The following is a 22,504-nucleotide window of genomic DNA, read 5'->3' on the forward strand; positions in this document are numbered from 1 at the left end:
TACCATTTCACTTTGCAAAACAAAGAACTTTTTAACTTTAAAATTATGAATCAGCTAAGTTTCCGTTTACTATCAGTAGTAATACTTACCACCGTTTTTAATTATTTTTTCTGGCTTGAGAAATTCGGCATCAATCTCTTGCTTTTCAATACCTCACTCATTGCCTTGCTGGCCTTTTATAACAAAATAAAATTTGACACCATACCCTTGCGTGTTACTTTGGCTATGGCATTGCTGACAGGTGCTATGGTAATTGTTTATAATTCTGTCCTCAGTATATTGGTGCATTTGTTATGTTTCTTGGTTCTGGCAGGTTTTATACACCGGCGTGAGCTTACAAGTGTTGGTGGCGCCTTATGGCAGTATGGACTAAACCTGCTTATAACAACCTTTGAACCCCTTCTCCTGCTTGCCGAAACCAAAAACCAGCTAAACAATAAGAATCAGCTTCTGGGCAAATCGGTCAGCATTGCACAATTGTTACTGATTCCTATTATTGCTTTTGCGGTTTTCTTGCTTATTTTTAAAACAGCCAATCCAATTTTCAGTGACATAGTTTCAACGCCCTTTGCCTGGCTTTTTGGGGCCATAGAAAGGTTTTTTACTGATTTTTCGATAGGCCATTTCATCTTTCTTCTGTTCGGTGCCGGCTTTATTTTCAGTGTATTGTTTAACTGGAGCCGCGTAAATAATCTTTACCAAATCAAACAAAGACCTGAAACAATTGCTGCCCCGGAAAAACTCAATGAAAAATCGGCAATTAATGAATACAGCACTGCGCTATTACTAATTGTATCGGTCAACATTTTACTGCTTATCATTAACATTATTGACATAAAATTCCTGTGGTTTAATCTGGGAGCAGACTTAAAATCAGCGCATGAGTTGTCTAAACTCGTACATGAGGGAACCTACCTGCTTATTCTAAGCATTGTACTTTCAATATTTATTCTAATCTATTACTTCCGTAATGAGCTCAATTTCCTGCCCGGCAACCGGTGGCTTGTTGTGGCTGCCTACGTATGGATTATTCAGAACGGTTTCCTGATTATCTCGGTTTTACTACGCAATTATGAGTATATTACCAATTATGGGCTCGCTCACGGTCGCATAGTCGTAATTTTCTTACTGCTAATTACTACTATCGGTTTAATTTTACTTTGGCTCAAAATCAAGCATAAATACACAATCCTGCATTCTTTCAAACAGGCTTGTTGGGGTTTACTTTTAACACTGGTAAGTTTTACACTATTTGATTGGGACAGCATGATTGTGCAGTATAACCTATCTACCCAAAAAGCAGCAGACCTTGATTACTATTATTTGAATACGCTCTCAGACCGGACACTTCCTTTGTTGTATGAAAACAGGTCCAAGATAGAAGAAAGCAGCAGGATACATAATCAGTTTAATAAGCAATTTGATACCGACAGGCTTAATAACCGAATCAGTTATTATCTGAAAAAACAAAAGGGATACAACTGGGTATCCTGGGATTTATCAAACAGCAATGCGGTTAACTATTTTAAAGATAAAAAAATTGAAATACCTATTAAGCGACCTGGGTCTAATACCCCTGAAACTACTGAAAGTGCATATTAAAACGGCACAAAAATTGAAAGCCTGCGGTTAAGGCAGGCTTTCATAAAATATTGATTACTGGATATTATCTACGCGCCAACTTGGCTAATAATTTCAGAATCTCTAAATAAAGCCATATTATTGTTACCATTAGTCCGAAGGCTGAATACCACTCCATATATTTTGGCAATTGCATACGTGCTCCTTCTTCAATCAGGTGGAAATCGATAATCAGATTCATGGCAGCAATGGTTACAACCACGCCTGAGAAGATGATACCGATGGTACCTCCTTGATGAATATATGGAATACTGATGCTGAACATACCTAAAATCCAGGTAAGCATATACAACAGAAAAACAGCGCCGGTAGCTGCGGCCACACCAACCATAAAACCTCTGGTAGCTTTAATGATACCGGTTTTATATAATACCCACATAACAAATACAACTCCGAAAGTAAGACCTGCCGCAATAAGAGCAAATTGATGAAAAATGGCAGAAATTGCACCAATAGCTAAACCTTCTAACAAAGCATAAGTAGGTGCCAGCTGCGGTGCCCATTCTTTTTTAAACGCCAGCACAACGGCACACAGAAGGCCGCCTATGCATCCGGCGGGTATCAACATCGGGGCAATGCTCCAGCCTTCTAGCAAACCCACCCAGGAAACTGCCGAAGATGCCAATAGAATGAATAACAAAATACCTACTTTGGTGAGTGTACTTTGTACTGTCATGACCTCGCCACTGTTATAAGTAAGGTCAATCTTTGTAAATGTTTTTTCCGAAAATACCGGATTAGCCATAGTTAAAAATTGTTTAAGTGATTGTATGAAGACACAAATTAGCAAATTCCCGGTTCCTATACAAGTACCGGTAAATGAATTTATTTTAAATAAAACATTAGGTATTCAATGCCTGAAAAAAGAATATCTTCTTAGAAAACGGTTTAAATTTTGCGTTTCAGTTCGAAGTGCTGGCCCAGATATACCTTTCGTACCAGTTCATCGCCTGCCAGTTCTTCGGCTGTACCCTGACGTAGAATTTTACCTTCAAACAGCAGGTAGGCTCTGTCAGTAATTGAAAGGGTTTCGTTTACGTTATGGTCGGTTATCAATATGCCGATATTACGGTGTTTGAGCTTGGCAACAATACCCTGAATCTCTTCTACGGCAATGGGGTCTACCCCTGCAAAGGGTTCGTCTAACAATATAAACTTGGGGTCAACAGCTAATGCGCGGGCAATTTCTGTACGTCGGCGTTCGCCGCCCGAACAAACAATTCCTTTATTTTTTCTGACATGCGTAAGGCTGAACTCCTCCAGCAACGTTTCGGTTTTCTCTTTTCGCTCTGCTTTTGTCATGCCGGGTTTTGCCAGTTCCAGCACACCCAGGATATTCTCTTCAACCGTTAATTGCCTGAACACCGAGGGCTCTTGTGCCAGATACCCTACACCTAGTTTGGCACGCTTGTACATAGGCAGGGCAGTAATATCCAGGTCATCAAGCCAAACCTTACCACTATTGGGTTTTACCAGACCCGTGGCCATATAAAACGAAGTGGTTTTTCCGGCACCGTTAGGACCAAGCAGCCCCACAATTTCACCTTGTGCTACCTGATAACTTACGTTATTGTTAACTAAGCGTTGCCCGTATTTTTTAATAAGGTTTTCAGTACGTAAAATCATCTCTTGCTATTCAGCCGTTTCTTTTGCAAAACTAACGTCTTTTCTTCATAAATCTTGTTAATATTTATTAAATCATTGTCAGAGCCTTATATTTGGCGTAACATCCAAACCCCTTTCTTTCATGCAAACAGCTTTACTTCAACTGAAGCATTTGGTATCAGGCATCCACCCTTTATCTGATGCTGACTGGCAGAAGTTTGCGACACACTGGAAGCCCTTCACAGCTAAAAGAAAAGAGCTGTTAACTGCTATGGGCGAAAAAGAAAGGCATCTGTACTTTGTTATGGATGGCGTGCAGAGAGTGTATTATTTTGACGAGCAAAACAGGGAGGCAACACTGGTTTTTACTTATTGTCCGTCGTTTGGTGGTGTGCTTGATTCATTGCTATTGCAAACGCCCTCAAAATATTTTTATGAAACCCTGACACCCTCGGTTTTTCTTCGGGCACCTGTAAGCGAGCTACAGATACTGATGCAAAGCCGACCCGCCATTGAAACACTTATCAGACAGGGAACTGCACACGCGTTGTCTGGTTTACTGACCAGACTGGTTGAATTGCAATGTTATTCAGCCGAAGAACGCTTTATGGAGTTGCTGAAACGCAGCCCTCATATTTTGCAGCTGGTGCCACATAAGTATCTGGCCAATTATCTGGGTATGGATGCCACCAACTTCAGCAAGTTTATTAACCGGATAAAAATTTAGAAATATTGGTAAATACCAAGAAATAAGAAGTCTGGCCTGCTGAATTTTGCAGTAGAAAACAAAATAGCTTACATGGAGAAAGTTGATAAAATACAATGGCTGGAAAAATTGGAGAACGAGGTAGAAAACCACCTGCAAGCAGCCATCAACACTTTTCAGAACCTGAATGAGGATATCTTATTGAAGCCGCCTTATAATGGTGGGTGGAGCATTGCCCAATGTTTTGAACACCTGAACAGTTACGGTTTATACTACCTGCCACAAATTGAAAAAGGCATTAGAGAAAATCAGGAAAAACCGTTTGATGGTACTTTTAAGAGCAGTTGGCTGGGCCGCTACTTTACCCGGATGATGCGGCCATCAAACACCAAAAAGTACAAAGCACTTAAAGGGCATATACCCCCTCCTGACCTGAATGCACACGCAGTAATGGCCGAGTTCATTAATCAACAGGAAGCATTGCTCCGCTATCTGAAAGAAGCCGGAAAGGTAGATTTGAATGCGATTCGAATCCCTATTTCAATTGGCAAATTTATAAAATTAAAACTGGGCGATGTGTTTCAATTTATCATTGCACACAATGAACGCCATATTCAACAGGCAGGCAGAGTATTAGATGCACTAAAGAGTTATGAGAAGATAGCATAGTAAAAGGGGACGGCACAGGGCTGTCCCTCTTATGATTTTCTAATACTTAATGTCTTTCAGCATTAACTGCAAAGTTGTTTTATTATTGAAAGTGTTCTCTTCAATCTGGTAGGCAATTCTGAAATATTTCTGTTGTGTCAGCCTCCTGTAGTGTTCTTCTACCATACCAAAACCAACAGCCGTAAAGACAGCGCCGGTATCTTCTTCCAGAAGCTCCAGTTTCAGGTGCTTTTCTTTCATGATACGGGGCGTGTACTTCAGTGTAAGGTTTTCTGTAACAAAAACAGGCTGCATGTTTTCAGGCCCGAAAGGCGCCATCTGGTTTATTATCCGATGAAACTTAGAGGTGATGTCTGCCAGTCGGATTTTTAAATCTACATTTATTACCGGGGTTTGTTGCTCTTCTGTTATATACCTGGCTACTACCTTGTCAAACTCCTGTTGAAACGGCTGAATATTTTGGATGCTCAGCGTCATACCCGCTGCGTGCTTATGCCCACCGAATTGCTCTAACAGATGCGAACACTCTTCTAAAGCTGAGTACAAATCGAATCCGGCTACAGAACGTGCCGAACCAGCAGCCATTGCCTCTTTGGTTTTAGTAAAAATGATAGTTGGCCGGTAGTACTTTTCAATACAGCGGCTGGCTACAATTCCAATTACGCCTTTGTGCCAGTCTTCTCTGTACAGAACCGTACTCTTGGCAGTACTGCTCAGCCAGGCATCCTGCTCAATCATAGCCAGGGCTTCTTCGGTCATGCGGGTATCATGGCCCCGGCGTTCGGTATTATGTTTTTGTATTTCTTCGGCAAAAGCAAGCGCTTCATCAAAATTATCAGACAACAACAGTCTTACGGCATCACGGGCATGCTTTATTCTGCCTGCTGCGTTTATGCGCGGCCCCAATACAAACACAACATTTTCAATGCTCATGTTACTATTGAAACCTGCCACACTCTTCAATGCTTTTAGTCCAATTTGCGGGTTTTCGTTCAGTTTCTTTAAACCATAATAGGCAAGAACCCTGTTTTCGCCGGTAATTGGTACTATATCAGACGCTATGCTAACTACGCTTAAATCAATAAATTGATACAGATTGGTTAATGGAATATTTTTTCGGACACAATAAGCCTGCAAAAGCTTAAAGCCCACTCCATTGCCGGTTAATTCTTTGTAAGGATACGCGCAATCTTTGCGTTTGGGGTCAAGCACAGCCACTGCCTCAGGCAGGTTCTCATCCGGCTCGTGGTGGTCACATACAATAAAATCTATTTTAAACTGCTCCTTAGCTATTTTTACTTTGTCCTGCGCTTTTATACCACAGTCGAGACAAATAATTAAAGAAGCGCCCTGTTGTGCGGCAAACTCAATACCCTGCAATGAAACACCGTATCCTTCCAGATAACGGTCGGGGTTATAGTATTCAATGTTTGGGTAAAAAGTACTTAAAAAACCATAAACCAGCGCAACTGCCGTGGTGCCATCCACATCATAATCACCGTAAACGAGTATCTTCTCGTTCATTTCAATGGCTGCTTCCAGCCGAGCAACTGCCTTATCCATATCAGCCATCAGGAATGGGTCATGCAGATGCGACAGTTGCGGACGGAAAAAATCTTTTGCCTGTTCAAAATTACAGATACCTCTCTGCACCATCATATTAGCCAGGGTATTATCAATATTCAATTGCCCGGCTAACGTTTTAACCACCTGTTGATCAGGGACAGATTTATATGCCCACCTCTTTTCGTACATTTATCGTTCTTTTATTCAGCTGGTACAACGCCGTAATTATAAGTTCCTAACTAATTCTTCTTGTTTTTGTGTAAGCCTGAATCGCTCTCCGTAAGTGTTGGCTAACCGGTTACATTCGTTTATAAAAGTCTCTTTGCCTACAAATTCTGGAAAATTGAGGGTGCCGCCTGCGTAAGGCGGGAATCCCCAGGCCAGAATAGAACCAATATTGCCATCCAGTTTTGTTGTCAGCACACCTTCATCAAAACAACGGATTGACTCTACCACCTGGCGGTAAAGCAGGCGCTTTTTCACTTCATCCATATCAGGCTGCGCATCTGATACAGGGAAATATTCAGCCAAACCATCCCAAAGATATTTTTTACCATCGGCGGGATACTCGTAAAATCCTTTTTTATTCTTTTTGCCCAACCGGCCCAAATCTTCCACCATCAATCTGATAGCCTGATAAGTTTCATCGCTTTCAGTTAAAGCGCCATCGGCAATACTTTGCCTGGTAATTTTAAGAGCCAGGTCAAGGGCTACTTCATCAGATACAGCCAAAGCCCCTACCGGCATTCCGGCATATTTGCCTGCGTTTTCAATCAGAACCGGGTCTACACCATCTTTTAGCAGATAAATACCCTCGCTAGTATAGGTACTGAAACAACGAGAGGTGTAAAAACCTCTTGAATCATTTACCACGATAGGTGTCTTTCTGATTTTCTTTACGTAGTCGACGGCTAATGCCACTGCATAATCTGAAGTTTGCTTACCACGAATCAACTCTACAAGCATCATTTTATCAACCGGAGAAAAAAAGTGTATACCAATGTAGTTTTCCGGTTTGGCAGATGCCTTTGCTAAGCCTGAGATAGGTATAGTTGAGGTGTTAGAGCCAAACACGCCACCTTCTGCCAGCATGGGTTCTGCTTCTTGTGTTACGGTGGCTTTCAACTCGCGGTTCTCAAAAACAGCCTCAATTATCAAATCGCAACCTTTTAAATCTGCAGCTTTGTCGGTTGGTTGAATCAGGCTTAGTAGCAAGTCTCCTTTTTCTTTCGTGGTTTTACCTTTTTCTATCCCTTTTTGTACTAAAGACCGTGAATAATCCTTTCCTTTTTCGGCACCTTCAATACTCACATCTTTTAAAACTACCTCAATACCCGCCATTGCCGATACATAAGCTATGCCCGAACCCATAAAGCCGGCTCCTAATATACCAAGTTTCTTTACCTCGGTTTTAGGAATATCTTTCGGGCGACTTGCACCTTTATCGGCTTCGTTTTTGCCCAGAAACATTACGCCAATCAGGTTTTTGGCTTCTCTTGAGGTGGCAACTTTTACAAAATGCCGTACTTCTATGGCAATAGCTCTGTCAATATTTACCTGCAGGCCTTCATAAACGCAAGAAAGTATCTCAATCGGTGCCGGATAATTCCCTTTGGTTTTATCCATAATCATGGCTGTGCCACCGGCAAAGGTACGCATTCCCGTTGGTGACTGCACATTACCACCCGGTACCTTATAGTTTTCTCGCGCTTTAATGGCACCCGTTTTTTTATCATATTCGTCCCAGGGTTGTATGGCTTTCGGGTTCGCTAATATCCACTTCATGGCTTTTTCCATAAGCTCTTCTCTGGTGGCAGCCAAATCATTTACCATACCATAACCTAAGGCTTCTTTAGGGCTTATGCGCTTGCCTTCAACCATCAGCAGCAAGGCGGGTTCCATGCCAATCAGGCGTGGTAAACGTTGTGTTCCGCCACCGCCGGGCAATAAACCCAGTTGCACTTCCGGCAAGCCAATCTGTGCTTTGGGGTTGTCTAAAGCTATTCTGTAATGACAAGACAGACACACCTCATAGCCTCCGCCCAGCGCTGTGCCGTTAATGGCCGCCACAACCGGCTTGCCGCAGGTTTCAAGTGTGCGGAATATCTTATTAAAGTCGAGCGAAAATTTATAAGTTTCTGAAGGGTCTTTATCGTTATTTTTTAAAAGCATTTTCACATCTGCGCCTGCTATAAACTCATTTTTCTCTGAGGTAATAATTATACCCTTTACCTCGGGGTCGGCGTAAGCGTTTTTTAGATGTGATTCAAATTCAGGAATAGAAACATCATTTAGTACATTCATGGGCGACGTGGTCATGTTCCAGCTGAGAATCGCCACATTGTTTTCAATTCTATAATTAATTTCCATTGTCAGGTTGAATTATGTGCTTTAAAATTAAATCTGCTTTTACTAAATCTTTTGAACGCCCAAACAGCCGGAAAACCCTTTCCTGCTCCTGAAGCGTAGGTATTCTTACTTTTAATTGGCCTATGCTTAGCTCAGCATATTGATTTACCCGTAACTTTTGCCATTGGTTATTATTACAAACTTCCAAATCGCCCAAGACCTCTACCCAAACGCCGCCTAACTGAAACCTCGCAAAACGAGAACGGAATTTGTCTGAGTCTTTAGGTGCATAATTGTCTATTTTACTGGCTTGCCAGCGTTTCTTCAGAAAGTCGGCATCTCTTGCAGATGTCAGTAAATCAAGGTCTTCGGTTATCTCTAAAGGTACTCCCGCCAGTACAAGAGCCGAACTGCCAATGATGTAAACGGGGTCCTGCAATGCAGACAAATCATCAGCCAGATACTCGACAGATTCCAGTATTTTATTGAATGGGGTCATTGTTAAATAAAGTATGCAAGCATACTGTTATGCAAATATAGAAATAATAGCGTAGCTATGAAGCCTATCGATAAAATTTTATAAACAGGCCAGCTAACTTTAAAACAAGACCGGAAAAGAAAGAAAAATACTGATTTTTTACCGTGTAATCAGGCAAGCCAGGTAATAATAAATGCCAGAATTGCGGGCAGGGCCTGTACAAAAAATATACGTTTGCTGGCAGAAAAGGCTCCATAAACACCCGCCACAATTACACAGCCAAGAAAGAAAAAAGCCACATTTTTACTCCATACCGCATCGGTAATAAACAACGACCAGACAAGGCCAGCCGAAAGAAAGCCATTATACAAGCCCTGATTGGCAGCTAACGTTACAGTTTTAGGAAATAAATCTTTAGGTAACGAGCCAAAAACCTTAGGGCCTTTGGTTGTCCAGGCAAACATTTCAAGATACAATATATAAACGTGCTCTAAAGCAACCGCACCAATCAGAATTTTAGAGAGTATTTCCATGGTTTTGTTTATTATGAGTTTAAAAATAAAAGCCTTACTCCAATTTCGTTCACTTCCAGTTGGGCAGCCCTTCCACATGCCAGAGCCCGGTTTGCAATGTCATGCCCGACGGGGAAACCGTAACAAACAGGATAATTATATTCGGCCACGTGTTCAGCAATAATCTCATAGGCATCCTTACCGAAAGGTTCATTGTTTTCTTTTAAATCATTAAAAGACCCCACAATCAGGCCTGCCAGCTTCTTCAGTTTTCCGGCTCTTTTCAGTTGCACCATCATGCGGTCTATGTTATAAAGGTATTCGCCAACGTCTTCAATGAAAAGTATTTTATTGTCATAGTTGATGTCAGACGCAGACCCTATCAAATGCGCCAGCAGACACAGATTTCCTCCTGTTACAAGCCCCTCTGCCTCACCTGTTCTGTTCATCTGATGCGCTGCCACTTCATACATGGCCTCTTTACCAAAAAGAAATGGCTCAATCGACTTCAAAGAGGCGTTGTCTTTCATGAAAGTTTTAGGCATGGGCGCATGCAAACTCTGAAACCCAAGTGATTGAATATGGCTATGAACCGCAGTAATGTCAGAAAAACCGACAATCCATTTTGGATTCTGTTTGAAAAGACTGAAATCTATCTTATCAATAATTCTGGAACTGCCGTAGCCTCCTCGTGCCGAGAAAATGGCCTTGACTGATGAATCGTTAAGTGCCTGCTGAAAATCTGCTGCACGGATATTGTCATTACCGGCAAAATCAAAATATGCCGCTCCTACTAAATCGCCGGTTATAATATCCACTTGCCAGTTCTCGCGCATAAATTCAATGGCCTGCTGGATATCCGCCGGGTCAATCTTACTAGCCAGAGCTAATATGGCCACTTTATCACCTTTACCTAAAACCGGGGGAACAATTAAAGATTTCAAATATGAATGTCAATTTTAAGATATGCTAATAATTCAGTTCGGCCTGCTCATAATCACCGATTTTCTTAAGATCCAGTATATAGGCATCTTCTTCACCTGATTCAATCATTGATGCAAACCTGGCACCCCACACCATTTCATTAGCTGTGTATGAATGTCTGTAGTAAATAGGGTCTGCAAAGGTATCATCAATACCCTGAATTGCTATCATAAATTCGGCATCACCTGCCAATAAAGATTCAGGTGTTTCATTATACAGCGGGCTGTCTTCAGTAAGTGGGTGGACAATCGTCCAGTTAGTCGGGAAAAAATTTACTTTTGATCTTTCAAGCGTTAAACCAGAATACTTCCGGTTAGCCCTGCCTTCTTTTTGCTCAATTTTTGAAAATACTACGCTTACTTCCATATTAATTAGCTGGTTGCTTCGTTCGTTTACAATTCTGAACATCATTGCATTGGTATTCAGGTAAGGAGAAACAAGCAGGTTTTTACTGAACAATATCCGCGGATTAGGTTTTGAAAACCGCCCGTACAACAGACCCGTAACAATTGCAAAAAGCATAAGCCCCATCATAGACTCTATGCTTGCCACCCAGCTGGCAATGAATCCATCGGGCGAAATGCGACCATAACCTACGGTAGTTAATGACTGAGCGCTAAAAAAGAATGCATCCCAGAACTGCGAGTGCGTACTGGTCATGTTAACACCAATAAGGTGTTCTACCCCTATTAAATAATACGCTACCGCAAATAAAAAATTAAGTAAGATATATACCAGAAACACAATGAGGAAAAAGGTTTTCCATTGCATTGTAATGAAACGATTGTAGATATTGAGCCAGGCTTCAAAAGACTGTCCTTTTCGCTTTACGTTAAACTGGCCATCGCCCTTGAGAAGCCTTTTGCGGCGGTCAGTAAATTTGGTACCAAAGCCAAGGTCCTGACGGTTGCGCTCATTTTCGACAAGTATATTCTTTTTGCTCATAGCCTGCCTGCAGCGTGTTTTAGAGTAGTAATGTTTGCATCATAACATTAGCCAACTAAAAAAAAGTTTAAGCTATCCTATAAAAATATAACGTCATCAATAACCGACTCACCCACATCTTTATTAATGAGGTCAATGAGCTTGGTTTTTGCCATAAAAAGTTCCTGCCGGAGGGGGGAAGATTCAAGGCGAAGGTACAGCACTCTGTTTTTAACGTATATTTCTTTGGTTCTGGAAGCTATGATTTTACCCATCATGCGTTCCCAGAAAGCCACCAGATAAGTTTCATTGAATTTTGATTTCAGATTGAAAGTTTTAAGAAACCCTTCGATGGCATCTTTCAGAGGCGTTGATTGCGAGCGTCGAGCGGTTTCTGATGGCATTGTTCAATGAATTTTAAGACTTTAAACAAATAATTTACCGGATGCTTGTAAAAACTACAAACATCTGCTTAGTAAGTTGAAAAAAAATAACGGATTTTACAAGTGAGACAGCATAACTATTTAAGCAACTCGGCCACTTCAAAACTGACGGCAGCTTTTTCAGCACTGGCTTTTAGCATCGGATTCCGGGGAAGAGGAACTCTGATTTTATCATCATAATTAATGGCCAGATTTCTGGCAGGCACTTTCAGATAAAAAGTGTCTTTTAAATCATTAACAGCCGAAGCCGGGCCTTCAATAACAATCTCGGCTGGTGTTACATTTATCAGACTTGCTATTACGAAATTCTTCTCCAGGTCAACGGCAATACTGTCTACTTTCAATACTATGGTTTTTCTTATTTTCTTTTCGAAATTAAAAACCAGCGTATCTGTACTAACAAAATTTACCTTGGTATTGCGGAGTTTTTGGGTAAGTTTTTCTGTAAGCACTGCCGTGTCTAAATGGTTTTGAAGCTCGGGGTTTACGATTTCATATTCTAACGGAGATACATTAAAAAAGAAATTGTCTTTCAGCAGGTTCCATCCGGTGCTTGACACACTCACTTTAATGGTTTTGGGCAATGGGCTTACAGGAATATAGAGCGAATCGTTATACCTGATATCGATTGGGTAGTTAATTCTGGTTGTATAACCCGACTTGTTGAGGGCATTGAGCAGCCAATATACAGAGGCAGCAATAAAACACAAGACTAGTGTCTTAAAATTCATATAATTTAAGATTCCGGCTAAGTAGTTTTTAACCCAAAACCAGAACGGCATTCCGGTTTTGGGTTATATAACCTTTCTTATTTTTTTCTTGCAACTGACGATTTCTCAAAAGTAAGTCTGGCGCCACCACCGGCTGCAATAGTAACGGTTGTTTCATCTTTGGCAACAATTTTGCCGTGCAAACCACCAAAAGTTACAATTTCATCTCCTTCTTTCAATTCTTCAACCATTTTTTTCTGGTCGCTGGCTTTTTTCTGTTGCGGGCGTATCATGAAAAAATAAAATACCGCAACCATACCAACCATCATTATTATAGAAAACATTCCGTTTCCGCCTTGTGCTTGTAAGAGTACCATTTTATATTATTTATTATATTTTCTGTTGAATAAAATTTAGATTATTTAGCCTCTTTCGCCAGCACCTCTGCTGTAAATGAAATAGTTGATTGAGCCGGATTAGCGTTAGAGTAAACCGTAACAAACTTTTTATTTACACCCACCTTACCAGTACTGTTAAAACTTACAACGATGGTATCTTTCTGGCCCACACCTATAGCAGTTTCTGGTTTTTTTGCCACAGTACAACCACATTGCACACCCACATTGAAAATCTGCAAAGGGCTTTTACCAACGTTGGTAAATACAAATTTATGCTCTACTATATCGCCTTCTTTTAATTTGCCGAAATCAAAATTATCTTCTTCAAATGCAATTTTAGGCGCGTTAGCCAAGGCAGCAGCGGTATCAGCCGCAGCAGAGCCTGCTGACTCTTTGGAGTCAACCAGATTACATGAAAAATTAAGACCTGCCAGAATGACTACCGTGCAAACTGATACAAATATTTGCTTCATTTTCTGAAATGTTAAGATTTTCGAATCAATTAATTCTTTGCCTTTATCTGGTTCATTAAAGATTCAACGTCTTCCAATAGCTTCTCTGCTTTCTGGCGTGCCTCACTAACTACTTTTTGCCCTTCAGCCTTGGCGGTGCTGTCGCCACCTACAACTTCCATGGCTACTTCATCGCCTCTTTCAATCAAATCATTGATAAATTTCTGTAATTGCTCACGGTATTTCGACAATCGATACGCCAGTTTATCGCGGGTTATTTCTCCTTTGTCTGGCGCATATAAAATACCTAAAGCAGCTCCGGTTGCTACACCAACTAAAAATGAGATAAAAGTTCTTGATGAATTGCTCATAATATCCTTTTCCCTGAGGGTTTATTTAATGATGGATAATAATTTGATTTAGTTTTCCGCCCCAAAGGTAATCTTTTCGCAGCGGATTATTCAACTTATTTATTGTCTAACATTCCTCTTCCGCTCTTTCGTATTCTGCCAGACTCTTTCAGTTCTTTTGAAAGGCCGTCTAAAATACCGTTTACAAACTGGCCGCTCTTCGGCGTGCTGTAATCTTTGGCTATTTCAATGATTTCGTTTATGGTAACTTTAATTGGAATGCTCGGGTAATTAAGCATTTCAACAAGCGCCATTTTCAATAAAATCTGGTCGGTTTCAGAGATTCGCTCAATTTCCCAGTTTTTAAGTTTCGGAATCAGAATATCTTCCAGAGCTTTAGCTTCCAGAATGCTCTTGCGATACAAAGTTTGTAAAAAATCTTTTCTTTCTTCCCATTCCTGGTCTAAAACTACAATTTTAAGCCGGCCGTCTTCTACAAAAGACTGGAAAGTGTGCGTTACCGCAGCTCTAAGGGTTTCAACGTCATCAATCCAGTATAAATCCTGTTTTTCAAAATACTCCCAGGTAAGTTCATTTTTCAGAATTACATTTTTGAGCATGTATTTCAGAAACGAGAAATCTTCTTCAAGCGTATGATTTCTCTTTGAACAATATTCAATATAGTGAGCATTTTTGCGAAGAACCTCGCGATACAACTTGGCAGGAAGCACCTGTTCGCTACCCCAGCTTACGTTGCGTCTGATTGCCTGTGTTTCAAGTAATTTTTCCTGACGGAGTTTTTTAATAATCTGGTTGTCAGACAATTTAGATGGGGTAACTTCTCTTTCGTCTGCCTCTGCACGATTAGCCAGTTCAATAAAAAACAATAAAAGAAGCAGATATAAGTCGTACACTTTCTCGGCTTCCATAATCATCCGGCCGGCATAGTGTTCTACATCCTTTTTATTTTTTAACAGAAAAAAATCTTTTGCTTTTTCAACCGACATCACCACCTCTCGTGGGGCTGTGAAATCTTCTTCTTTCTGGCGTGAAAATTCTTCCTGAAGTAGTTGCTGACCTAGTTTTTTGTAACCTTCTAATTTTTCCCGGTCCTGAAACTCCATTGAGTTCAAATCAGGAGCAAAATCGTCTGCAATAAGGTCTAAAGATAATTGGAAATTCGCACCTTCTGCTTGTTTATAAGCATATAAGGCTTGCATCGCACGAATCCGTATGAGGCGTCTGTTAAGCATAGGTGTTCAAAGAACGAGTTTTATGAGCCACAAAATTAATAAAAAAACACATACGGTCTAAGCCGTAACGTTTGAAATAATATTTTTCTCATACAGGCACCGGTTAAAATTGTTCAGAAACCCTGACTTTCACCTCTCGTTAATATGCATTTCCCACGCAATAAATATCACGTGCCATTCAAAATAAACGGCAGCCATTTTCATTATATTATTGCATGAAGCTGCACAATTCTATAAAAGGCCAATGGCTGTAAATGCTTGAAAAATCAACTTTTTGAATTAGTTTTGAAAAAGAAAACAGGCCGCCAATGAAAAAGATATCCGGTTATATTTTTACGTGTTTACTGCTTTGCTGCTATGCAATTACCAGCGCCCAATCTTATTCTGGTGAGCAAATCAAAGAAGACCTGGCTGTACTGAAAAACGATATTGAAAAATACCACCCGGCGCCTTTTAAATACATATCGAAAGACCAATATAAACACCTTTATGACTCTATTGCGGCAACTATAAAAGGGAGGCTGACCTTGCGTGAAGCTTATTTTGCCTTTTTACCCCTGGTTCAGTCTATCGGGTGCGGGCATACCCACATGATGCTCGACAGACGACTTCTCACGAAAAGTGCATCAGCTTCAGAAAAACCCAAATATTTTCCGTTCAGCGTTCGGCTTATTAATAATCAGTTGCTGGTATCAAGAAATTACTCGGCAGATAAGAAGATTACCCGTGGCACTGAAATTGTGGAAATTGACGGCCAGCCGGTAAAGAAAATACTGGAGAATCTGGAACGAAATTCTTTTTATAGCGGCGATGGCATAAACCCAAACGCACGCAAGTATTATACCATCAGGGAGTTCAGAAAATTATACTACTTATGGAAAGGTGAACAGGATTTTTTCACGATCAGTTACAGAAAACCAGGCACCGACAAACCAAAAACCATAAAAATAGAGGCAAAAGACTCTTATTTTATGGAAAAGATGCTTGAAACCAGATACCCTGATGTAGACGAAGACACTACCGGTATGGTGTCTTACAAGGTTATTGACTCTACACGCAAAGTAGCGCTGGTTGATGTACGCTCGTTTATGTATGATTTCCAGAACATGAAACGGGCTAATTTTGAAGGAGAAACGAAGAAGATTTTCAGAAAACTACAGGAAAACAAAATTGAAAACCTGATTCTTGATTTGCGTGGCAATTCAGGCGGTTTACTTGAGTATTCAACATTTTTGTTACGTTACTTTACCAATCAGCCATTTGATGCTTATCGCCTGGGTTTCAGAGATGAAAGTCTGCAAAGATTGAAACAAGACTATAAAAAGTATGATGGCAAATTTGCAAGAGAGGCCGCCACAAGGCTAAGCGCCGAGTTTTCCGTGCGCGACTCAGATGGCTTCCTTGAAAGTAAATATTCTCGCAAACAACGCCCTCATGATGAGTTCCGTTACAGTAACAATGTATATGTATTAATGAACGGAGGCACGTTTTCGGCAGCGGCTTTGCTGGTTTCTAAACTACATAACATGGGCGTAGGCACCTACGTAGGCATGAGTTGCGGCGGAGCGTATGACGGCTGCTCAGCAGCCCAGTTTTCTACTATTCAGTTACCCAACACCTCGCTTGAAATCTCTCTTCCGCTGGGTAGGATTCTCTACAACATAGATTCAAAAAAATACGATAAACCTATTCTGTATCCTGACTTTGAAGTTAAGGCCAATCTGGAAGACTTCCTGAACAACGAAGATACGGTGCTGAAGTTTACATTAGACCTGATTAAGAATAAAATAAAAGTAAGATAATTGGCTGGCCTGATATGCATTAATCAGTTTCAGAGTCAAAAACCGCTTTTACCTGCTTATAGCTCCATAACCCCTATAAAATATTTAATGAGACGCCTTCTGACAGTATTTTTTATTATTCTAAGCATGAATTGCCACGCACAAAAGCAGGTATTTTCGGTAGAAGAAGTAAGAGAAGACATGGCTACCCTGAAACGCAAATTCGAAAAACTGCACCCGGGTATGTACTATTATCAATCAAAAGATGCCTATAACCAATTATATGACTCGCTCTATAACAGCATTTCAAAACCTTTAAGCTATCTGGAAGCCTACCAGATTATTGGGCAGCTGGTGACCGCCGTAGAAGACGGACACACCAACCTACGGTTCGACAAAAAGCGTTTCAATGCCAAAAAAGTGAAGTATGTTCCGTTTTATCTACGCAAAATTCAGGACAAATACTACATAAGCATTAATGGCTCGCAAGACTCAACTGTCATAAGAGGCTCAGAGGTTATCAGTATAAATAACGAACCTATCAGACTTCTCATTAACAAGTTAAAGATGATGGTTTCTGCCGACCGCAACAACCCTGAGGCGAAAGAATATTACGCTACCCATTTTTTTCCGGGTTACTATTTAAGGCAATACGGAGAAAAAGATTCGGTAAGCATTACGTACAGGTTGCCATTTGATACCGGTATCCGCACTAAAAAGCTGGCTTGCTTACCAACACCTGCCATAAATAAGTTTTCAGACAAACGCTACAAAGCATTTAAAAGACCAAATCTGGGTCTGAAAATTGTTGATAGCGTTAATCACATCGCTATGCTCGACATCACAGAGTTCAGCATGAGAGGCCACATGTTTGATTTAGGCCACCTGAAATTCAAGCGGGTTCTACGGCATAGATTCAGTCAGATAAAGCAAAAAGAAGTAGCACACCTGATTATAGATTTCAGAGCCAATGGCGGTGGGTATATACCCAACATTGCCCGCTTGCTAAAGTACCTTTCGCCCAAGCCCTTTACACTTATTGATACTATGGGCTTTAAAAAAGGGGCTTACTTTTCTATTGCCAAACCCTGGTATATCAGCCCTCCGCTTTTTTTATGGCTGGCGTTCAGAAAACAGAAAGATGGTTTTATGTATAGGGTAAACAAAGGAAACTCAAAAAATAAACCTGACCCGGTTTTGGGCTTTAAAGGCAAAACTTATTTTCTAACAGACCCCGGCTGCTACTCAGCCACCACTTTTACAATGAACGTGGCACATGATTTAGGCATAGGGCAAGTGATAGGCCAACAGGTAGGCGGAGCAACATGGGGGAGTTTTGCCGGAACCTGGGATAACTTTAGCCTGCCCAACACCAGATTTATTGTCCATACTCCGCTTTACAAAATTGTGCATCGCTTACCAAATAAAGTAAATAAAGGATTTTTTCTTGACCTTGACTACGAGGTAAACCGCAATTATGAAGAACTGATAAAGAATAACACAAGTGTAATTGATTTTACGGTAGATATGATTAGAAAAAGCAAAGAGGCCAGCAAGAGATAACCTCGGCCATAAAATTCATAAGTTGCAATTTGAATACTATTCATCTGTTTTTTACAATTTTGAAATGGCAATTAAAAAAACATCTCCGGGCAAGGATACGAAGAAAAGCAAGGTAGAAATACCTAAGAAAATATCCTATCATCGGAAACCGGATAATCTGACCCTCGAAGAATGGCAGGTGGCATTACGCAGGCAATTCGGAAAAGACAATGAACACGAATTCAGAATCATCAATGTGGGCAACCGGGAGTTCTTCTCCGATTTCCAGGTAACCAATGCCCTCACCAATAATACATACAAAGTTGCTATCAGAAGTGCAGATGACAGCCTGAACTACTGCGAATGCTTCGATTTCAAGACGAACCGCCTCGGTGTCTGCAAGCATATCAGTGTGGTTATGCACCATCTTAGTGAACTTAAAGGCTTCAAAAAAGCCATGAAAGATGGTTTTGAGCCAGCATATACCTCGGTATATGTTGATTACAGGCATGGCCGACTGATCAGAATCCGTATCGGTGCTTATAAGAAAGATGAATTTGAAGCGCTGGCACAAACCTATTTTTATGCTGACGGAACCTTAAAACCTGCTTCTTTTGCCGTATTTGAATTGTTTCTTGAAAAAGCCGCAGCATTAAGCCATACTTTCAGGTGCTACCCTGATGCCCTTGATTTTGTAATTGCCGAAAGAGATAAGATACGTCGACGGGATTACCTCTGGCGGGTTATTCCTGATGGTGAAAACGACGGTTATTTCAATAACCTGATAAAGGCATCGCTCTTCCCTTATCAACGCAAAGGTGTCTTTTTTGCGGCTCTGGCTGGTAAAAGCCTGATAGCCGACGAAATGGGGCTTGGCAAAACCCTGCAGGCCATTGCCACTGCCGAACTCTACAAAAAAGAACTGGGTATTAACCGGGTTCTGGTGGTATGCCCTACTTCGCTGAAATACCAGTGGAAGGCTGAAATTGAAAGATTTACCGATAGCAGTGTTTATGTAGTAGAAAGCAGCCTGCAAAAGCGCAAAGATCGCTACTGGCGCAGTACAGATGCCTTATATGTAGTGGTAAGTTACCATACCATGACACATGACCTTGACTGGCTGAACAGGATGGAGCCGGACCTGGTTATTCTGGATGAAGCCCAGCGCATCAAGAACTGGAAAACGAAGGTTTCGCAGCAAATTAAAAAGATTTCTACACCTTATGCCATTGTTTTGACCGGCACCCCCATTGAAAACAAGCTGGAAGAACTGTATTCAATTATGCAGTTTATAGATGTGTACCGGTTAGGCCCCATGCATCATTTTCTGAACGAACATCAGATAACTGATGAGTCGGGGCAAATTATTGGCTATAAGAATCTGAACAAGATTGCAGCAAACCTGAGCGATGTATTATTAAGACGGACAAAAAAGGAGGTACTTTCTGAATTACCCATACGGATGGATAAAAACCTGCTGGTGCCAATGACACCCCAGCAGACAAAAATCCATAATGATTTGGGAGACAATGTAGCCAAATTGGTAACAAGGTGGCGAAAGGCAGGATTCCTGAACGAAACAGACCGCAAACGCCTGATATTGACACTCAACCAGATGCGGATGATTTGCGACAGCACTTTTATACTTGACCAGAAAACAAGACATGATACCAAAGTAGATGAGGTAATGAATATTCTGGATGAAGTATTGCAGCATTCTGATGAAAAAGTGGTGGTTTTCAGCCAGTGGGAACGGATGACCCGATTGGTAGCCGAAGAACTCGAAAAACGGCATATACAGTTTGAACACCTGCACGGAGGTATTGAGAGCCTAAAACGAAAAGAGTTACTGGAGAACTTTCAAACCAACCCTGCAAGCCGTGTATTTTTATCAACAGATGCAGGAGGCGTGGGCCTGAATCTGCAAAATGCCTCTTTACTGATTAATCTGGATATCCCCTGGAACCCGGCAGTGCTTGAACAGAGAATTGGCCGTATTTACAGGCTCGGGCAAGAAAACAACGTTTCCATTATCAATCTCATTTCCGCAGGTACTATAGAACAACGTATGCTGGATGTACTGCAATTTAAAGGCGCGATAGCCAAGGGCGTACTTGACGGCGGAGAAGACACCATCTTTGTAGGTGAAGATGAGTTCAGGCAATTTATGGACTCGGTGGAGACACTTGTGCCTGAAGACAACCAGATGACAGAACCCGAAGAAGTTGCTGAAAATGCTGAAGAAAATATTAAATATGAAATTGCCGATGAAACTACCGCAAGCACAACCCATGAGTCGGCGGCTTTTCCGGGTGATGATGATGTAAATCAACCAGAGCCAGAGCCCGCCATCAATACTAATAGCAGCAAGCCAACGCATGAGGTAATTCAGACTGGCATTCATTTTTTAGCACAGTTAGGTAAAACCCTGAAAGACCCACAGGCAACCAGAGACATGATAAACAGTATTTCGCAAAAAGATGAGACTGGCCGGGTGTTTCTGAAAATAGAAGTAGAAAACGAGGAAGTAATCAATGATGCCGTGCAGGCATTAGGCACTTTATTTGGGGTATTTTTGAAACAGTAATGAAGGTATCTGATACCCATTTAAGGTTCTTTTAAAAACCGATTAAAAATATGACAAGTAATGATAGCATAAGTGATGTTATTCTGATTGGCGCCGGTATTATGAGCGCCACGCTGGGTACCTTATTAAAAAAACTGGAACCTGACTGGAAGATAAAAATCTTTGAGCGAATGGACAGGGTAACGGCGGAGTCGTCGGAAGCTTGGAATAACGCCGGCACAGGCCATTCTGCTTTCTGCGAACTCAACTATACGCCTGAAAAACCTGACGGCAGTATCAATATAGATAAAGCCGTTAAAATTGCTGCCTCGTTTGAAACCTCCAAAGAGTTCTGGTCTACTTTGGTACAGGAAGGCATCATCAATGACCCGGGCCAGATGATACGGCGCATACCCCACATGAGTTTTGTATGGGGTAACGAAAACACTGCTTATCTGAAAAAACGATATCAGGCGCTGCGTCAGCATCATTTGTTTAAAGACATGGAGTTTTCGGACAATTATGATGAAATAAAGAAATGGACGCCCCTGATTATGGAAGGGCGAGACAAAACACAACAAGTGGCAGCCACTTGCATGGAAATAGGCACTGACGTGAACTTCGGGGCTGTGTCACGTTTTTTGTTTGATTATCTTGAAAAATCTGATGGCGTTGAATTGAATCTCCACCATGAGGTAGAAGACATTAGAAGACTAAACAACGGCGAATGGGAAATAGAGGTAAAGAATCTGGATACGGACAAAGAGCAAAATCATAAGGCACGGTTTGTTTTTATAGGGGCCGGCGGGGGGTCGTTACCACTACTTGAAAAATCTGCTATTCCGGAAGGCCGTGGGTATGGGGGTTTCCCGATAAGCGGTAAATGGCTGGTTTGTAACAAACCAGATTTAATAGAAAAACACTGCGCTAAAGTATATGGTAAAGCAAGTGTGGGTTCTCCGCCTATGTCTGTTCCACATCTGGACACCCGAATAATAGATGGCAAGAAAGCCCTTCTTTTTGGGCCATTTGCAGGTTTTTCCACTAAATTCCTGAAACATGGTTCTTATATGGACTTACCGCACTCTGTTAAATGGAATAATATCTGGCCACTTATTTCGGCGGGCGCTCATAATATACCCCTTACCAGATATCTGATAGAACAGGTAACGCAGTCGCCACAAGACCGCCTGGAAGCATTGCTGGATTATATGCCCACTGCCAGACTGGAAGACTGGGAGTTGATGACCGCAGGGCAACGCGTACAAGTAATTAAAAAAGACGAAAAAGAAGGTGGCATACTTGAATTCGGTACTGAAGTAGTCTATGCCAAAGACGGCTCACTGGCTACTTTACTGGGTGCTTCTCCTGGTGCTTCTACTTCTGTTTCTATAATGCTCGATTTAATAAAAAAGTGTTTTCCGGCATTAGAAGCCTCTTCAAAATGGCAAAGCAAATTGCAAAAGCTTATTCCTTCTTACGGGCAATCGCTTGAAACCGATGCCGAACTCGCATTAGCTATAAGAGCGCGCACAACAGAAGCCCTACGCCTGAAAGAAAAAACTTTCTCCTGAT

At 41.3% G+C, this 22,504-nt stretch carries 21 protein-coding genes; 7 read left to right on the forward strand and 14 right to left on the reverse strand.

The window, feature by feature from the left end:
• Nucleotides 1-45: 45 nt before the first annotated feature.
• A complete protein-coding gene (locus C0V77_RS06110) occupies nt 46-1,602 on the forward strand; it encodes a DUF4153 domain-containing protein (protein ID WP_101725433.1) in 1,557 nt (518 codons plus the stop codon).
• Between the two features lie 64 nt (nt 1,603-1,666).
• Here the strand turns inward: C0V77_RS06110 and C0V77_RS06115 are convergent, their stop codons facing one another.
• Nucleotides 1,667-2,386, reverse strand: coding sequence for a Bax inhibitor-1/YccA family protein (locus tag C0V77_RS06115; protein WP_101725434.1), 720 nt, complete (start codon nt 2,384-2,386; stop codon nt 1,667-1,669).
• 143 nt (nt 2,387-2,529) lie between these two features.
• Nucleotides 2,530-3,267 carry an LPS export ABC transporter ATP-binding protein gene (gene lptB / locus C0V77_RS06120; protein WP_101725435.1) on the reverse strand — a complete coding sequence of 246 codons (738 nt, stop codon included), beginning with the start codon at nt 3,265-3,267 and terminating at the stop codon, nt 2,530-2,532.
• A gap of 121 nt (nt 3,268-3,388) precedes the next feature.
• Here lptB and C0V77_RS06125 point away from each other — a divergent pair, with 121 nt between their 5' ends.
• A complete protein-coding gene (locus tag C0V77_RS06125; protein ID WP_101725436.1) occupies nt 3,389-3,973 on the forward strand; it encodes a Crp/Fnr family transcriptional regulator in 585 nt (194 codons plus the stop codon).
• Between the two features lie 72 nt (nt 3,974-4,045).
• Entirely contained in the window at nt 4,046-4,621 is a 576-nt protein-coding gene (locus tag C0V77_RS06130; protein WP_101725437.1) for a DinB family protein, read from the forward strand.
• Nucleotides 4,622-4,660: 39 nt separating this feature from the next.
• On the opposite strand, the gene recJ is transcribed toward C0V77_RS06130, so the two are convergent.
• From recJ to nusB, 12 genes are all read right to left on the reverse strand, one after another.
• Nucleotides 4,661-6,376, reverse strand: a complete 1,716-nt coding sequence (gene recJ / locus C0V77_RS06135; protein WP_101725438.1) for a single-stranded-DNA-specific exonuclease RecJ — start codon at nt 6,374-6,376, stop codon at nt 4,661-4,663.
• A gap of 36 nt (nt 6,377-6,412) precedes the next feature.
• A complete protein-coding gene (locus C0V77_RS06140) occupies nt 6,413-8,557 on the reverse strand; it encodes a 3-hydroxyacyl-CoA dehydrogenase NAD-binding domain-containing protein (RefSeq protein WP_101725439.1) in 2,145 nt (714 codons plus the stop codon).
• Nucleotides 8,547-9,035, reverse strand: coding sequence for a hypothetical protein (locus tag C0V77_RS06145; RefSeq protein ID WP_101725440.1), 489 nt, complete (start codon nt 9,033-9,035; stop codon nt 8,547-8,549). Before C0V77_RS06145 ends, C0V77_RS06140 begins: the two co-directional genes overlap by 11 nt.
• Nucleotides 9,036-9,184: 149 nt before the next feature.
• Nucleotides 9,185-9,547 carry a DUF1304 domain-containing protein gene (locus C0V77_RS06150; protein WP_101725441.1) on the reverse strand — a complete coding sequence of 121 codons (363 nt, stop codon included), beginning with the start codon at nt 9,545-9,547 and terminating at the stop codon, nt 9,185-9,187.
• 11 nt (nt 9,548-9,558) lie between these two features.
• On the reverse strand, nt 9,559-10,470 hold the full coding sequence (locus C0V77_RS06155; protein WP_101725442.1) for an LD-carboxypeptidase: 912 nt from the start codon (nt 10,468-10,470) through the stop codon (nt 9,559-9,561).
• A 25-nt stretch (nt 10,471-10,495) separates the two neighbouring features.
• Nucleotides 10,496-11,455 carry an ion channel gene (locus tag C0V77_RS06160; RefSeq protein ID WP_101725443.1) on the reverse strand — a complete coding sequence of 320 codons (960 nt, stop codon included), beginning with the start codon at nt 11,453-11,455 and terminating at the stop codon, nt 10,496-10,498.
• A gap of 77 nt (nt 11,456-11,532) precedes the next feature.
• Nucleotides 11,533-11,838 (reverse strand): DUF721 domain-containing protein, encoded by a 306-nt coding sequence (locus C0V77_RS06165; protein WP_101725444.1) that lies wholly within the window; start codon nt 11,836-11,838, stop codon nt 11,533-11,535.
• Nucleotides 11,839-11,954: 116 nt separating this feature from the next.
• On the reverse strand, nt 11,955-12,608 hold the full coding sequence (locus C0V77_RS06170; protein WP_143706018.1) for a hypothetical protein: 654 nt from the start codon (nt 12,606-12,608) through the stop codon (nt 11,955-11,957).
• Between the two features lie 77 nt (nt 12,609-12,685).
• Entirely contained in the window at nt 12,686-12,964 is a 279-nt protein-coding gene (gene yajC, locus C0V77_RS06175; RefSeq protein WP_101725446.1) for a preprotein translocase subunit YajC, read from the reverse strand.
• 41 nt (nt 12,965-13,005) lie between these two features.
• Nucleotides 13,006-13,458, reverse strand: a complete 453-nt coding sequence (locus tag C0V77_RS06180) for a DUF1573 domain-containing protein (RefSeq protein WP_101725447.1) — start codon at nt 13,456-13,458, stop codon at nt 13,006-13,008.
• A 29-nt stretch (nt 13,459-13,487) separates the two neighbouring features.
• Nucleotides 13,488-13,808, reverse strand: a complete 321-nt coding sequence (locus C0V77_RS06185; RefSeq protein ID WP_101725448.1) for a YtxH domain-containing protein — start codon at nt 13,806-13,808, stop codon at nt 13,488-13,490.
• 95 nt (nt 13,809-13,903) lie between these two features.
• On the reverse strand, nt 13,904-15,040 hold the full coding sequence (nusB, locus tag C0V77_RS06190) for a transcription antitermination factor NusB (RefSeq protein WP_101725449.1): 1,137 nt from the start codon (nt 15,038-15,040) through the stop codon (nt 13,904-13,906).
• Between the two features lie 308 nt (nt 15,041-15,348).
• Between nusB and C0V77_RS06195 the strand changes: the two genes are divergently transcribed.
• The 4 genes from C0V77_RS06195 to C0V77_RS06210 all read left to right on the forward strand — a co-directional run bounded on the left by C0V77_RS06195 (nt 15,349) and on the right by C0V77_RS06210 (nt 22,503).
• The gene (locus C0V77_RS06195; protein ID WP_101725450.1) at nt 15,349-16,842 is read left to right on the forward strand and encodes a S41 family peptidase; all 1,494 of its coding nucleotides are present in this window, start codon (nt 15,349-15,351) and stop codon (nt 16,840-16,842) included.
• Nucleotides 16,843-16,929: 87 nt separating this feature from the next.
• The gene (locus C0V77_RS06200) at nt 16,930-18,384 is read left to right on the forward strand and encodes a S41 family peptidase (RefSeq protein WP_101725451.1); all 1,455 of its coding nucleotides are present in this window, start codon (nt 16,930-16,932) and stop codon (nt 18,382-18,384) included.
• A gap of 64 nt (nt 18,385-18,448) precedes the next feature.
• Nucleotides 18,449-20,950 (forward strand): DEAD/DEAH box helicase, encoded by a 2,502-nt coding sequence (locus C0V77_RS06205; protein WP_101725452.1) that lies wholly within the window; start codon nt 18,449-18,451, stop codon nt 20,948-20,950.
• 50 nt (nt 20,951-21,000) lie between these two features.
• Nucleotides 21,001-22,503 (forward strand): malate:quinone oxidoreductase, encoded by a 1,503-nt coding sequence (locus C0V77_RS06210; RefSeq protein WP_101725453.1) that lies wholly within the window; start codon nt 21,001-21,003, stop codon nt 22,501-22,503.
• The last annotated feature ends 1 nt before the right edge of the window (nt 22,504 follow it).

It is taken from the genome of Emticicia sp. TH156, assembly GCF_002855535.1.
Classification (GTDB): Bacteria; Bacteroidota; Bacteroidia; order Cytophagales; family Spirosomataceae; genus Emticicia; species Emticicia fluvialis.